The 14,183-nt window shown below is 65.0% G+C and carries 13 protein-coding genes; 9 read left to right on the top strand and 4 right to left on the bottom strand.

Going from position 1 to position 14,183, the window contains the following annotated elements:
* Positions 1-48: 48 nt before the first annotated feature.
* From EAH75_RS15555 to EAH75_RS15545, 3 genes are all read left to right on the top strand, one after another.
* Entirely contained in the window at positions 49-1,770 is a 1,722-nt protein-coding gene (locus EAH75_RS15555; protein ID WP_140648640.1) for an ArnT family glycosyltransferase, read from the top strand.
* A gap of 134 nt (positions 1,771-1,904) precedes the next feature.
* Entirely contained in the window at positions 1,905-3,173 is a 1,269-nt protein-coding gene (locus EAH75_RS15550) for an O-antigen ligase family protein (RefSeq protein WP_240046127.1), read from the top strand.
* Between the two features lie 12 nt (positions 3,174-3,185).
* A complete protein-coding gene (locus EAH75_RS15545) occupies positions 3,186-4,187 on the top strand; it encodes a glycosyltransferase family 4 protein (protein ID WP_140648639.1) in 1,002 nt (333 codons plus the stop codon).
* Here EAH75_RS15545 and EAH75_RS15540 read toward each other — a convergent pair.
* Positions 4,175-5,029 (bottom strand): glycosyltransferase family 2 protein, encoded by an 855-nt coding sequence (locus EAH75_RS15540; RefSeq protein ID WP_140806143.1) that lies wholly within the window; start codon positions 5,027-5,029, stop codon positions 4,175-4,177. The genes EAH75_RS15545 and EAH75_RS15540 overlap by 13 nt on opposite strands.
* A 29-nt stretch (positions 5,030-5,058) precedes the next feature.
* Positions 5,059-6,072: a glycosyltransferase family 2 protein gene (locus EAH75_RS15535; protein ID WP_240046126.1), complete on the bottom strand. Its 1,014-nt coding sequence runs from the start codon at positions 6,070-6,072 to the stop codon at positions 5,059-5,061.
* A 164-nt stretch (positions 6,073-6,236) separates the two neighbouring features.
* On the opposite strand from EAH75_RS15535, the gene EAH75_RS15530 reads away from it, so the two are divergent.
* The 4 genes from EAH75_RS15530 (at position 6,237) to EAH75_RS15515 (ending at position 10,218) form a co-directional block, all read left to right on the top strand.
* The gene (locus EAH75_RS15530; protein ID WP_140648637.1) at positions 6,237-7,052 is read left to right on the top strand and encodes a glycosyltransferase family 2 protein; all 816 of its coding nucleotides are present in this window, start codon (positions 6,237-6,239) and stop codon (positions 7,050-7,052) included.
* Positions 7,052-8,083 carry a CDP-glycerol glycerophosphotransferase family protein gene (locus tag EAH75_RS15525; RefSeq protein WP_140648636.1) on the top strand — a complete coding sequence of 344 codons (1,032 nt, stop codon included), beginning with the start codon at positions 7,052-7,054 and terminating at the stop codon, positions 8,081-8,083. The genes EAH75_RS15530 and EAH75_RS15525 overlap by 1 nt, the downstream gene beginning before the upstream one ends.
* Before the next feature lie 84 nt (positions 8,084-8,167).
* Positions 8,168-9,895, top strand: a complete 1,728-nt coding sequence (locus EAH75_RS15520) for an ArnT family glycosyltransferase (RefSeq protein ID WP_140806098.1) — start codon at positions 8,168-8,170, stop codon at positions 9,893-9,895.
* Positions 9,892-10,218: a tetratricopeptide repeat protein gene (locus EAH75_RS15515; RefSeq protein ID WP_140648634.1), complete on the top strand. Its 327-nt coding sequence runs from the start codon at positions 9,892-9,894 to the stop codon at positions 10,216-10,218. The genes EAH75_RS15520 and EAH75_RS15515 overlap by 4 nt, the downstream gene beginning before the upstream one ends.
* A gap of 12 nt (positions 10,219-10,230) precedes the next feature.
* Here the strand turns inward: EAH75_RS15515 and EAH75_RS15510 are convergent, their stop codons facing one another.
* Positions 10,231-11,124 (bottom strand): lipid A biosynthesis acyltransferase, encoded by an 894-nt coding sequence (locus EAH75_RS15510; protein ID WP_140648633.1) that lies wholly within the window; start codon positions 11,122-11,124, stop codon positions 10,231-10,233.
* Positions 11,125-11,218: 94 nt separating this feature from the next.
* On the opposite strand from EAH75_RS15510, the gene dtd reads away from it, so the two are divergent.
* Together dtd and rpoD are read left to right on the top strand one after the other, a co-directional pair.
* A complete protein-coding gene (dtd, locus tag EAH75_RS15505) occupies positions 11,219-11,659 on the top strand; it encodes a D-aminoacyl-tRNA deacylase (protein ID WP_140648632.1) in 441 nt (146 codons plus the stop codon).
* Between the two features lie 168 nt (positions 11,660-11,827).
* Positions 11,828-13,708 (top strand): RNA polymerase sigma factor RpoD, encoded by a 1,881-nt coding sequence (gene rpoD / locus EAH75_RS15500; protein WP_140806096.1) that lies wholly within the window; start codon positions 11,828-11,830, stop codon positions 13,706-13,708.
* Positions 13,709-13,773: 65 nt separating this feature from the next.
* Here the strand turns inward: rpoD and EAH75_RS15495 are convergent, their stop codons facing one another.
* On the bottom strand, positions 13,774-14,145 hold the full coding sequence (locus tag EAH75_RS15495; RefSeq protein ID WP_140648630.1) for a SnoaL-like domain-containing protein: 372 nt from the start codon (positions 14,143-14,145) through the stop codon (positions 13,774-13,776).
* Positions 14,146-14,183 lie beyond the last annotated feature (38 nt).

Below are 14,183 nucleotides of genomic sequence, written 5' to 3'. Positions count from 1 at the left end.
GGGCTATGCTTGACCTCATCGACCACCGCTGACGGAAGTCCCCTGACCGTGAAGCCCTGCGCACCACTTTCCCACGCGCGCCCGTTGTGGCTGCGCAGCGCCCGCGCGGAACTGCTCCTGTTTGGCGTGTTTGCCTTGCTGCTGCTCGGGCTCGGCATCGGCCTGCGCGATCCGTGGCCGTCCGATGAACCGCGCTTCGCCCTGGTCGCGCGATGGATGGTCGAACACGGCCAGTGGTTGTTCCCGCATCGCGGCCACGAGTTGTACCCGGACAAACCGCCGGTGTTCATGTGGCTGCAGGCGCTGGCTTACCTGGTCACTGGCAGCTGGCGAGTGGCGTTCCTGCTGCCCTCGCTGGCCGCGGCGCTGACCGCACTGGCACTGGTCTACGACCTGGCGCGCCGGTTGTGGAACCACCGCAGCGCGCTGCTGGCCGCGGCCACTCTGCTGCTGACCATCCATTTCACCTACCAAATGCGCAACGCGCAGATCGATCCGTTGCTGCTGGGCTGGATCACGCTGGCCAACTACGGCCTGCTGCGCCATCTGCTGCAGGGCCCGTCGTGGCGCTGGTTCGCCGCGGGTTGCTTCTTTGCCGGCGTCGGCGTGGCGACCAAGGGCGTCGGCGTGCTGGCGCTGCTGATGCTGGTGCCTTACTTCGTGGCGCGCCGTGGCCACTGGCGCCAGCTGGCGCTGCCCAGCGGCGGCTGGCGCTGGGCCGGCGGACTGGCGCTGTTCTTCGTGCCGATCCTGGGCTGGCTGCTGCCGATGCTGCTGGTCGCCCATGCCGACGGTGACCCGCAGCACGCCGAATACGTGCAGAACATCCTGTTCGGGCAGACCGTGCACCGCTATGCCACACCGACCGGACACATCCACTCGCCGTTCTACTTCCTCGGCATCATCGTGGTCGACTGGCTGCCTTTGTCGCTGCTGTTGCCATGGGTCCTGCCGGCATGGTGGCGCCGCCTGAAAAGACATGACGCGCGGTTCCTGCTGCCGCTGGGCTGGATCGTGCTGGTGTTGCTGTTCTTCTCGTTCAGCCCGGGCAAGCGCGACGTCTACATCCTGCCGGCACTGCCGATGGCCGCGCTGGCACTGGCGCCGCTGCTGCCCGGTCTGCTGCGTCGGCGCGGCGTACGCATCGCGGTGTTTGCGTTGACCTTGCTGCTGGCTGGCACGCTGACCGTCACTGCCGCGCTGGCGCTGCATCGGCATCCGGCCTGGGCCATCCGCATCGAGCAAAGCCTGGACCCGCAGATCTGGTGGATACTGCTGAGCATCGGCGTGGCCGGCCTCATCGTCATCGCGTTGACCCGGGTACGTCGCGCACCGCTCGGCTGGCTGCTATTCGCCAGCGTGCTGTGGGGTCTGTATGGCCTGTGGGGCTATCCGATGCTCAACGGCGATCGCTCGGCGCGCGACGTGATGCTGCAGGCACGCGCCGTCGCCGGGCCGGACGCGACGATCGGCCTGCTTGCCTGGAAGGAGCAGAACCTGCTGATGGCGCAGGGACCGGTCGCCGAGTTCGGCTTCCTCAAGCCATGGCCGCAGCAATATGCCGATGCCGTCGCGTGGCAGCAGCAGGCCCCGGCGCAGCGCTGGATCTTCAGCCTCGACGAAGCGATGGGCCGCTGCGTGGATCGACATCACGCGACCTATGTCGGTCACGCCAATCGCCGGGAGTGGTGGATGTTCAAGGCCGATGCCGTGGTGCCCGGGTGTGTCCCCGACGGCAACGCGGACGAAACGGCCGACGACGCCTTATAGTCCAGTTGCGGCGAACGCGGAAGGCTTATATTCACACCGCCAATATGCGAACGAAATGAACGTCCACGTTACAATTGCGCCGCACGCAAGCCATGTCGACCATGATGGCCCGGTAGCATTCAAGAAGGGATTCCATGCCAGCTCGACAGGTACATGACGTGCGCGCACATCCGGTTTCATGGCAAGTCTGGGTTGTTTCGCTGCTGCTGGCGATCATGCCGCTGTGTTTTGCGGTGTCCTCCCGGCTCAAGGCTGCGCCGATGGCGGTGCTGTTCGTGATTGGCATCGTGATACTGGTCACCCGGGCGGAATCCAGGCTCAGCTATCGCCTGGCCTGGTCGGTGGCGGCGGCATGCGTGTTGCGGTTGGTGTACGACCTCGGCAACTTCCTGGGTCACCGGCTCGATGTTTCCACGCTCGACCTGCCCGTGCAGACCCTGCTGTTTCTGGCGATCGCCGCGGTATCCAGCCTGCCGCTGAAGCAGCGCGCCATCGCGACCGGGTTCAGCCTGACCACGATCGTGCTTGGCGCAACCAGTCTGTTCCAGCGCTACGTGCAGGGTGTCGATCGTCCCTACGGGCTCAATGGCGGCGACTGGGCCGCGGTCGAATTCGCGATGTATCTACTGGTGCTGGTGTTGCTGTCGATGCTGCAGGCGCTGCGCGCGGACACCGCCCGCAGCGACCGATGGTTGCACGTTGCGGCGGTGGTGATCGGCTTGTATGGTGCGGTGCTGACCCAGAGCCGCGGGCCGCTGCTGGCATTCGCCCCGGTCTATCTGGGCCTGATGCTGTGGTACGCCGTGCGCTCCCGTCAGTGGCGCCGCATGCTTTTGCTGTTCGCCATCACCGTCGTCGGCATGCTGGCGATCACCACCACCTTGCACCGGGAAATGGTCGATCGACTGACCGATGTATCCCACGAGATCGCCACCTACGGCCCGAATGACGCAACCGGCGCCGTGCGTGAGCGGCTGGAAATGTGGCACACGGCATGGAATGCCTTTGTCGAGCATCCGCTGGCCGGCATCGGTCTGGATCAGTTCGGCGTCTATGCGCGCGCCCAGGTCGCCGCCGGCCACGCCAGTCCGGCGATCGCCAGCTACGTGCATCCGCACAGCGAATACCTCGAATCATTGGCCGCCGGTGGGCTGCCGGCCCTGTTCGTGCTGCTGCTGTTCTTCGCTGCGCCGACGTACTTTTTCGCACGTCACCTCAACCACGCCAGCGAACCGGTGGCGACGGCCGCGATCGCCGGTTTGATGGTGATCAGCATGTACGGTCTATGCGCGTTCAGCGACAATGTGTTTTATCGAGCCATGCCACAATCGCTCTATCTCTTTCTCGTGCTGGGCCTGGCCGTAAGTATCGGTCGTCAGCTGCACAACGCCTCAACTCGCTGACGTCGATCTGCCATGGCTCGTATCAACCTCCTCGCGTGGGACAACCAACGCGGACTCACCCATGACATCCGGCTGCTGTCCAATGCGCTGGTCGTGCTTGGCCACGAGGTGCATGTGACCCGGCTCGGTCCACATCGGCAGGATGGCCGCTGGAAAGGCCACCTGTTGCGATTGCGCATGTGGTGGCTGCGGCTGCGGCGCGGCAATCGCCGGGCCACGCTGTACGACGCGAACATCGCGCTGGAACACGTGCGTCCCGCCTGGTTCGGGCTGGCCCGGCTGAACTTGCTGGTGCCCAATCCGGAGTGGCTGTCACCGCGCAGCCAGCAATACCTGAAGCGCTTCGACGCGATCCTGTGCAAGACGCAGTACGCCGGCGAAGTGTTCAGGGCACACGGTTGCCGCGCACTGTATATCGGTTTTCGCGGCACCGATTGTCTCGATCAGGACATCCCGCGCCAGCCGGCCTTCCTGCACCTGGCCGGCGCCAGCAAGATGAAGGGAACGCAGCGGCTGCTTGCGCTGTGGCGGCGCCATCCGGAGTGGCCGAAGCTGGTGGTGCTGCAGTCGCCCCGTACCGCAACTTCCCTGGCCGAACCGATCCCCGGCAATATCGAGCACCGGGTGGGCTATCTGAACGATATCCGCGAAATCCGGCGGCTGCAGAATTCGCATGTGTTCCATTTGTGCCTGTCCGAAACCGAAGGCTGGGGCCATTACCTGGCCGAGGGAATGAGCTGCAAGGCCGTCGTGGTCACCTGCGATGCGCCACCGATGAATGAGCTGGTCAGCCCGACGCGCGGCATGCTGGTCAAGGCCAGCGAGACCGGCCCGTTCAATCTGGCTACCCGGTATCGTTTCGACGATGCCGCGCTCGAAGCGACCATCGAGCGCCTGATGACGATGCCCGAAAACGAACGCACCTTGCTGGGCGAACAGGCGCGGGCATGGTTTGTATCCAACGAAGCGGCCTTCGCCAGCCGGCTGGACGCAGCATTGCGTCAGTTGCTGTAAGGCGGGCGCGGTTCGGGCGCGGCGAAGCGCAAATCGGCCGGGGCTGCCGCGAATTCGGGCAGATGCTGGTCGAGGCCAAGCTCGCAGCGGATCAACTGGCGTGCCCGCGTATCCTCGACGATCCGGTCGTTCGGATTGTCGACGACGTGCTTGCGGGTGCGATGGTAGAGATGCGTCGCCAGCGCGCTGAAGCGCAGGTCGCGCCGCAGCAGGCCCGCATGAAACGCCCGCGCCGCCAGCTCGGTATCCTCGCGGCCCCAGCCGGTCATCGCCTCATTGAAACCATTGACGCGTAGCAGGTCGTCGCGCCAGAACGCCATGTTGCAACTCTTGATGCCACGGCGGCGGACGTGCGGCCTGGCGTAGAGATTCGCCAGCAACGGCATGCGCAGCGTATGCCGGCGGCGCTCGATGCCGCGGCTGAAAAAACCCGGCACGAACGCCGCCTGTTCCAGCATGTGACGGGTCAGCCTGGCATCGGTCAGCACGCGTGAACCCTGCACGAAACAGCCGCGGCGCGCAAAGGCGCGATGGTCGGCGATGAAATGCCGTTCGGCCACCATGTCGCCATCGAGCAGGATGACGTAATCGCCTTGCGCGGCGGCGATCGCGCGATTGCGCGCCCGGCTCATGCGCGCACCATCGTCCGGCTGCCATAGATGCACCAGACGCACCGGATAGTCGGGCGCGATACGCTCAAGCAGCTCGCGTGTGGCCGCACCGGAGCCATCGTCAGTGACGATCACCTCGTGCGGCAGCTCGCTCTGCGCCGCCAGCGCCGCGAGCACGCGCTCCAGCGCCTCGGGCCAGTTGTAGGTGATCACGGCAACGCTGATGCGTATCGCCAATGCCGGGTCAGGCACGCCGGAACTCATCCACGCAGTTTCCAGCCGCGGCGGAAAACGGTCAGCGCGCGCTCCCAGTTCCGCCATGGCGACACTTTCCGCATCATCACCAGTCGCACGTAACGCTTGGTTTCCCTCCACGGCGGACGCGGTTTGGTCATAAATTCCAATTTGCTGAATTCGATGCACTCCGGTCCCAGTCCGATCCGTTGGGCGTAATGTCGGATCAACGCGCTGGACATCATCTTGTTGGTGTATTCGATCTTCGCCGACTGGTTTGACCACCAGCCGTTCTTGCCATGGATGCGATAGCCGACGCAGCCGGTCGGCAGATAGTATTTGTGCGCACCGAGCACGCTGCAGCCGAAAACCAGGCAATTGTCGGCTGACAGCCGCCAGATACGCTGGAACGATTCGGGCAGGTCCAGCGCCTGTTGCGCCCACGCCGCACGCATCGACAACGCGGAAGTAGGTGCGCCATACCATTGGGTCAGCACGTAGGTGCTGATCGCGGTGTAGCCGAGATCGACCGCATTGTGATGAAAACGCATCACCCGATCCTGCTGATCGAACAACTGCAGGTCGGAAAACACGAAGTCGACATCCGCCCGCGCGTCATACAGCGCGCCAAGTTGCGCCAGGTACTCCGGCTCCCAGCGGTCGTCGGAATCAAGGAAGCAGATCACCTCCGCATCAGCCGCGTTCACCCCTCGCTGGAACGCGCTGAGCTGACCGCCATTGACGCCGGTGATCAGAGTAATCCGCTCGTCCCCGCCGTAACGCTCATGCAGCAAGCGATCCGAGCCGTCAGTGGAACCGTCGTCGACCACGATGACCTGGGCCGGCCGACGACTCTGCGCCAGCGCGCTCTCCACCGCCTCGACCACGAAATCTCGATAGTTGTAGCTGGTGATGACGACCGCGAAGGCAGTGGTGTGGGCTTTGGCCGCACGTTTTTCGCCGACCGTGGTGCGACACACGGTTGTCGGCGGCGGCCGTTCGAGGACAGCCTCGCTGCCAATGTCGTTGCCTGTGCGCACGATCAACTCCCCCGACCTTTGCCGGATGCCAGCAGTATTTGCCATCAAGATGTTGAAGCTCCGCTGGCGAGAGCCCTGCATGCATCATACCCACGCGGCGAAACCACGGCGACCTTGGCTACGCGCGACCGCGGACGTGGGGAGGCTTCGGCTAGAATCCGCGCATGCCCACGCTCCCGCTGACCCTCGCCGTCATCACCCACAACGAGGCCGACAACATCGCGCGCTGCCTCGACAGCGTGCCATTCGCGGCCGAGAAGCTGGTGATCGACAGCGGCAGCGATGACGACACCGTGGCAATCGCGCAGGCGCATGGCGCCCGGGTGATGCGGCAAACATGGCTCGGCTTCGGCCCGCAGCGCAACTTCGCCACCACCCAGTGCAGCCATGACTGGATCCTGGTGCTGGATGCGGACGAATATCTCACCCCGGAGCTCGCCACGGAATTGCAGCAACGGTTGCCGGCCTTGATGGCCAGCAACACGCCGGCTGCCTACTTGCGCCGCAGCACGATCTACATGGGCGCGCCGATGCGCTGGTATCGCCCCGCCGTCGGCGAGCAGATGGCTCGGCTGTATCACCGCGGCCGCGCGAGGTGGAGCGATGCACGGGTGCACGAATCGCTGCACTTCGACGGCACCGCGCCGACGCTGGGCGCGCCGTTCAACCACACCAACAATCCCACGCTGGCGCACAAGCAGTTGAAGGTATTGCGCTATGCCGAGCTGAAATGCCGCGACTGGCTGGACAAGGGCAAGCCGGTGCGGATGTGGCAGGCGCCATTCGTGTTCGCGCTGGCCTTCCTCAAGGATTACCTGTTCCGGCTGGCGTTCATGGACGGCTGGCGCGGTTTCATGATTGCGCATACCGCCGCCAGCTACGCGATCTACAAGCGCATGCGCTATTACGAAATGGTCAAGAATCCGGAATCGGTAGCGCGCGCGGCACACATCCTGAGCCACCACGGCATCGATCGCTGATGAACAGCAAAAAGCACTACCTCCTGTACGGCTCCGAACGTTATGCGCTGGCCATCCTGCGCCCGCTGCAGGAAGCGATCCGTGCCCGTGGCGACGAGGCGGCGTGGTTTTTCGACGGCCCCGGCGCCGAGGACCTGGTCGAAGGCGAGCGCCTGCTCAGCGTGGCCGAGGTACGCGCCTGGAAGCCGATCGCGGTCATCACCTCCAGCAACGCGGTGCCGCATTTCTTCCCCGGCGTGAAGGTGGAAACCTTCCACGGCTTCGATGCCGGCAAGCCGCGGCACATCTACGTCCGCGGTTTCTTCGATCTGTACTGCACGACCGGGCCACGCGACACCACCAAGTTCAGGGAAATCGCGGACCGCGTCGGCCACTTCGCCGTGATCGAGACCGGCTTTCCCAAGCTCGATCCCTTCATGAAGGAAATCATCGGCCCGTTGCCGCCGGTGCACCGGCCACCGGTGATCCTCTATCACTCCACCTTCTCGCCCTCGTGGAGCGCCGCGGAGACGCTGTACGACGAGGTGAAGCGCCTCTCGCGCGACGGCCGCTGGCGCTGGATCGTGACGTTCCATCCGAAGATGCATCCGGACACGATCGCAAAGTTCAAGGCGCTGCAGAACGAACACCTCACGTTCGCCGAGAACGACAACATCCTCGAACTGTTCCCGCAGGTCGACCTGATGTGTTCGGACACGTCGTCCGCATTGAATGAGTTCCTGCTCACCGGCAAGCCCGTGGTGACGTTCAAGAACCGCCGACCGGGACCGCAGCTGATCGATATCGATGACCCGGCGCAGTTCGAGCCGGCGATCGAACGCGCACTGGCACGCCCGCCGGAGCTGCTCCAGGCGATCCGCGACTACGCCGAGGCCATCCATCCCTATCGCGACGGCCGTTCCAGCGAACGTGTGCTCGATGCGATCGACACCTTCATCGCTGCCGGCGCCCGCAATCGGCGCCGCAAACCACTGAACCTGTGGCGCAAGCTGAAGATCCGCCGCCGCATCGGTTACTGGGGCCCGGCCTGAGCATGCGGCGGATCATTCACCCAGTCGCCTTGCGCGCACATTGGGCAGGCTAGAATCACTCGTCTATCCGCCAAGAGTCCGCCCGTGTCATCGAGCCCCTATAGCCGTACCGAACAACTGCGCGCCGTGTGGCCGTGGCTGCCACTGTGGACGGTGGTGGCGTTGCTGGCGATCTTTTCGCACGGGCCGATGCCGCTGTATTCCACACGTACCCTGGCGGTAGCGTGGGAAATGTGGAACCAGGGCCACTGGCTGGTGCCGCACATCAACGGCCAGCCGTACAGTGAGAAGGCACCACTGCTGTTCTGGCTGATCCAGGCCGGCTGGTTCGCATTCGGCGTCAACGACATCTGGCCGCGCGTGCTCGAGGTGTTGATCGGTGGCACCCAGCTGGTGCTGGTGTCGATGTTGGCGCGGCGGCTGTTTCCGAGCCGGCCGTGGATGGCCAAGGCGGCGCCGTGGATGCTGCTGGCCTTCGGCTATGCGTTCCTGTTCGGCCTGCAGATCATGTACGACGTGTTGCTGGCCCTGTGGACGCTGGCCGCCCTGCTGTGCCTGACCCCGAAGACGCAACGGGCCGAACCGCGCTGGCTGCTGTTCGGGCTGTGCATCGGCCTGGGCCTGTTGACCAAGGGGCCGGTGATGCTGTTGCACGTGATCTTTCCGTGGCTGCTCGGCCCGCTGTGGAGTGACTGGGCACGCCAGCATCGTGCGCGCTGGTACGGTCGCGGCGTGCTGTCGCTGCTGCTCGGTGGCGCGATGCTGCTGGCCTGGGCATTGCCCGCCGGCTTCTCCGGCGGCGAGGCGTACCGGCAACGGCTGTTCTTCACCCAGACTGCCGGTCGCGTGCTCGACAAGCTGTCCCAAGGCAAGGATCTGCAGAACCATGCCGAGCCGATCTGGTTCTATCTGCAGTGGTTGCCGTTGCTGCTGTTTCCGTTCAGCGGCTGGCCGCGTGTATGGGTAGCCGTGGCCGGTTTGCGGCGCCCGCTGGAGCCGGGCCTGCGCTTTGCTCTGTGCTGGCTGGTGCCGGGCTTCATCGTGTTTTCGCTGATCAGCGGCAAGCAGCTGTATTACCCGCTGCCGGAAATGGGCGGCATCGCGCTGCTGATGGCCGGCGCCATCGCCGTGCTGCGCGAGCGCCGACCCGCGCTGGCCGGCAACGGCTGGCTCGGTACCTGGCCGCTGGGCGTGGGCGGCATCGCGTTTGCCATGGTGCTGTTCGCGTTGCCGCTGCTGGTCGCCGGCAATCATCTGCATGGCGAATGGCCGGATGCCGCCGCACCGTACAGCCGTTATTTCAGCGTGGTGTTCCTGCTGCTGGGCGGCTTGTTGCTGTTGCGTGGCCGTGGCGAGCTGCGCCGCCTGGCGGTGGCCGGACTGGTCGGCGCCCTCGCCCTCAATACACTGTTCACGCTGACCCTGTGGACACGCTGGGACCTGCGCCCGACCGCCCACCTGCTCGGCGCCGTCGAACAGGCCAATCGCCCGATCGCCTACCTGGGCAATTACGAAGGCCAGTTCCATTTCGAGGGCCGGCTGACTCACCCGATCGACGAGCTGTCCGGTGAGCAGGCCCTGCAGGACTATGCCCGCAGCCACCCCGATGGGGTGATCGTGACGCACCCGGAAAAGCTGGACGCCAACGACATGCGTTATGCGCTGCTGGTGCAGCCGTTTCGCTCCTCGTGGCTGGTGGTCTGGCCGGCCGTTTCGCTGGCCGACCTGCACGCCGGCCACACGCCGCCGGAGCCGGCCCAGCCCACCCGGGTCTACCCGACCAGCGACGGACGCTATCGCCCGCAGCCATGAATGCCGGACTGATCGCCAGCCTGCGCAAGCAGTGCGACGGGCCACGCGATGGTGCGCTGCTGCGCTTTTCGCTCGGCAATGCGCTGCTTGCCGATGGCGAATTTCAGGCAGCGGTCGACGAACTGCGCCGCGCGGTCGGTTTCGATCCGGCCTATTCGGCCGCCTGGAAACTGCTGGGCAAGGCCTGCCTCGACGCTGGCCAACCGCAGGCTGCCGCCGAAGCCTGGCAAAGCGGTATCGCCGCCGCCGCGCGACGCGGCGACAAGCAGGCCGAGAAGGAAATGACCGTATTCCTGCGTCGGCTGGAAAAGATCTCGCCGTAGCGGGATGCGTCGCTAACCCTGTTCGCGATCGTACGGGCTGACCAGACCATCGGCCGAATACCGTTTGTACTGCCACTGATATTGCGCAAAGGCCAGTTCCACGCAGTCCTGTACGCCGCGGTTGAGCGCAGCGCAGGCAAGCTCCAGATTGGCGTCGTCAATACCTTGCGGTGCCGACAACAGCTGGATCCGGTAACCGGCGCCGCGTGGCAGACGTTCGGCGAACGCAAACAGCACGGTCGCACCCGTGCGCGCAGCCAGCCGCGGCAGCAACACCATGGTCAGCGCCTCGCGGCCGAAGAACGGCGCGACCTGGCCCTCGCCCGCACGCGGCTTCTGATCCGGCAGGATGCCCACGGTGCCACCCGCGGCCAACCGTTTGTACAGCGTGCGCACGCCGGCGCCATCGGCACGCACCTGTGCCGGCGCCAGCGCGCCGCGCACCTTGCGCAGCAGCCCCTCGATCGCGGCGATCCGCGGCGGTCGGTACAGGATCGCCATCGGCGTCCTGCGGCACAGCCAGTAATTCAGCAATTCCCAGCAACCCAGGTGCGGTGCGGCGATGATCACGCCCTTGCCCGCCGCCAGCGCGGCATCGAGCAACGACTCGCCGCGCACCTCGCGCACCAGCTCCAGCGCGCGTTCGGCACCGGCGCCCCAGACCTTGACGATTTCGCTGGCCGACTTGCCGCTTTCCACCAGCACCTCACGCAGCAGCACCGACTGCGCCGCGTCGTCCAGCTCGGGACGCGCGATCCGCAGGTTCACCGCCGTGTTGCGCACCATGCGGCCGCGTCGCCACAGCAACAGATGGCCCAACCCGCCGCCGATACCGTGCAATGCACGCAGAGGCAGCAACGCCAGCAGGCGCAGCAGGAGATAGATGAGGTACATGTCGGCACGCATCCGCGCAGTTTACGGGAGCCGGTCGAAGCACGGTTCGAACGCCTCTCGGCGCGACGTGCTTCCGTCAGCCACGCGGCGGTTTTAAGCTGCGTCCATGATTGCCCTGATTCAGCGTGTCCTGTCCGCCAACGTCACCGTGGATGATGAAACCGTCGGTGCGATCGGCCCCGGCCTGCTGGCACTGGTGGCGGTGCAGCCGCGCGATGGCGAGGCACAGGCGCAGCGGATGCTGCAACGCCTGCTCGGTTATCGCGTGTTCGCCGACGACAACGGCAAGATGAACCGCTCGCTCACCGATACCGGTGGTGGCCTGCTGCTGGTCAGCCAGTTCACCCTGGCCGCCGACACCCGCTCCGGCATGCGGCCAAGTTTCACCAGTGCAGCGGAACCCGCGCACGGCCGACACTGGTTCGAGCGGCTGCTCGAACTCGCACGCACCGCGCATCCGGGGGTGGAAACCGGGCGCTTCGGCGCCCATATGGTGATCCAGCTGGTGAACGACGGCCCGGTGACTTTCTGGCTGGATACCGGTTGAATCGCGGCGCGACGCTCCACGCGCGGGCCGATATCGGCAAGGCGCGGCAACACCGCAATCTGGCTCGATTTTTGCGTACCACACAGCAAACCTTTCCACTTGAAAACTGGTTAAAAAAGCAGCACATCGCTATAATGTCCGGTTCTTGAACCCCGCGGCGGTCGGTTAATGAATAGCAAAGCTCCCCACGAGCAACAGTCTGAAATCAAGGCGCTCATCTCCAAAGGTCTGGAGCAGGGCTATTTGACGTACGCCGAAATCAACGATCACCTACCCGACGACGTCGTCGACCCGGAGCAGATCGAAGACATCATGGCGGTGCTCAAGGGCGTCGGCATCGAAGTGCATGACGCCGCTCCGGACACCGACACCATCGCCGACGGTGCCGCCCCCGGCAACACCTCCGGTGACGACGAAGCGGCGGCGGAAGAAGCCGTTGCCCTGCTGTCCGCGGTCGACGCCGAAGTGGGCCGCACCACCGACCCGGTGCGCATGTACATGCGCGAGATGGGCACGGTCGAGCTGCTCACTCGCGAGGGCGAGATCGCCATCGCCAAGCGCATCGAGGAAGGCCTCGGCCAGGTGCAGACCGCGCTGGCCAGCTTCCCGCTGACGATCGAGCTGCTGCTGGAAGAATACGACCAGCACCTGGACGGCAAGCGCCGCCTCAGCGAAATCCTGGCCGGCTTCCTCGATCTGGAAGAAGCCGCCGACCTCGCCCGCAAGGAGAAGGAAGCCGCGGCGCTGCTGCTGCCGGAGCCGGATCCGAACGACGAAACCGAAGCCGACGACGACGATGCCACCGAGGACGAGGAAGAGGCCGGCCCGACCGGTCCCGATCCCGAAGAGGTCAAGCGCCGCATGGAACTGCTGCGCGACTACTACGGCAAGTTCCAGAAGGCTGCGCCGAAAGCCGCCAGCATTCTCGACAAGAAGATCGTCAAGCTGCGCGACCAGATGGCCGAGGAATTCCTCAAGCTCAAGCTGCCGTCCGCGCTGATCGACGGCTTCGTGCGCAAGCTGCGCGAAGTGGTCAACGACATCCGTCACCACGAGCGTGTGCTGATGGACATCTTCGTCAAGCAGGTGAAGATGCCCAAGGCCGAGTTCATCAAGGCGTTCCCAAGCAACGAGGGCAACCTTGAGTGGGTGGCCGAGCTCAGCCGCAAGCGCCAGAAGTGGTCGCCGAACATCAAGACCCACCGCGAGGCGATCGACGCCGAGCAGGAGAAGCTCGCCACCATCGAGCGCAAGCTGTTCCTGCCGCTGATCGACATCAAGGACATCAACCGCGCCATGGCCAGTGGCGAGGCGAAAGCCCGTCGCGCCAAGAAGGAAATGGTCGAGGCCAACCTGCGCCTGGTGATCTCGATCGCCAAGAAGTACACCAACCGCGGCCTGCAGTTCCTCGACCTTATTCAAGAGGGCAACATCGGCCTGATGAAGGCGGTCGACAAGTTCGAATACCGCCGCGGCTACAAGTTCTCGACCTACGCCACCTGGTGGATCCGCCAGGCGATCACCCGCTCGATCGCCGACCAGGCACGCACCATCCGCATCCCGGTGCACATGATCGAGACGATCAACAAGTTGAACCGCATTTCCCGCCAGATGCTGCAGCAGTTCGGCCGCGAAGCGACGCCGGAAGAACTGGCCAAGGAAATGGAGATGCCCGAGGACAAGATCCGCAAGGTGCTGAAGATCGCCAAGGAACCGATCTCGATGGAAACCCCGATCGGCGACGACGAGGACTCCCACCTGGGCGACTTCATCGAGGACGGCAACGCCAGCTCGCCAGTCGATTCGGCCACCGAGACCGGCCTGATGGAAACCGTGCGCGATGTGCTGGCCGGCCTGACCCCGCGCGAGGCGAAAGTGCTGCGCATGCGCTTCGGCATCGACATGAACACCGATCACACGCTGGAAGAAGTCGGCAAGCAGTTCGATGTTACCCGCGAACGGATCCGCCAGATCGAAGCCAAGGCACTGCGCAAGCTGCGTCACCCGAGCCGCTCGGAACAGCTGCGCTCGTTCCTCGACGTCGAGTAACTCCGACGCCAGCGAAACGAAAAAGCCCCGCCGATGCGGGGCTTTTTCGTTTCGCGAGGACGGATTCAGCCCACGTCGTAGAAGAACTGCTCGTGCACGATCTTGCCATCGCGCACGCGGTACACGCAGATCTCGCTCATGTTCATCCGGCCGCGCCCTTTCATGGTCACGTCCATCGCCAGCGCGATGCTGAACCAGTTGTCCGCGATCACCGGCTCGCTCACGCTGCCGCCATGCACGGCCTCGACCATCGCGCTGAACTGCCGACCCTTCTCGTAGATCGCCGCCAGCCCCTGCGCATTGCCCAGCGCGCCCGGCGGCAGACCGTCCGGCTCGATGCTCACCGCATCGTCCGCATACAGCTCGCGCTGCGCATCCTCGTACTTGCCTTCACGGCACAGTTCAACCAACCGTTTCGCGATCGTTTCGGTGTTCATGCGCATGCTCCGGTTTGGGGGAGCGACCATCCTACGCC

Origin of the sequence: Rhodanobacter glycinis, from assembly GCF_006438785.1 — a bacterium.
GTDB classification, from domain to species: domain Bacteria; phylum Pseudomonadota; class Gammaproteobacteria; order Xanthomonadales; family Rhodanobacteraceae; genus Rhodanobacter; species Rhodanobacter glycinis_A.
Note: the sequence above shows the minus strand (reverse complement) of the source record. Positions and strands in the feature narration are given on the sequence as shown.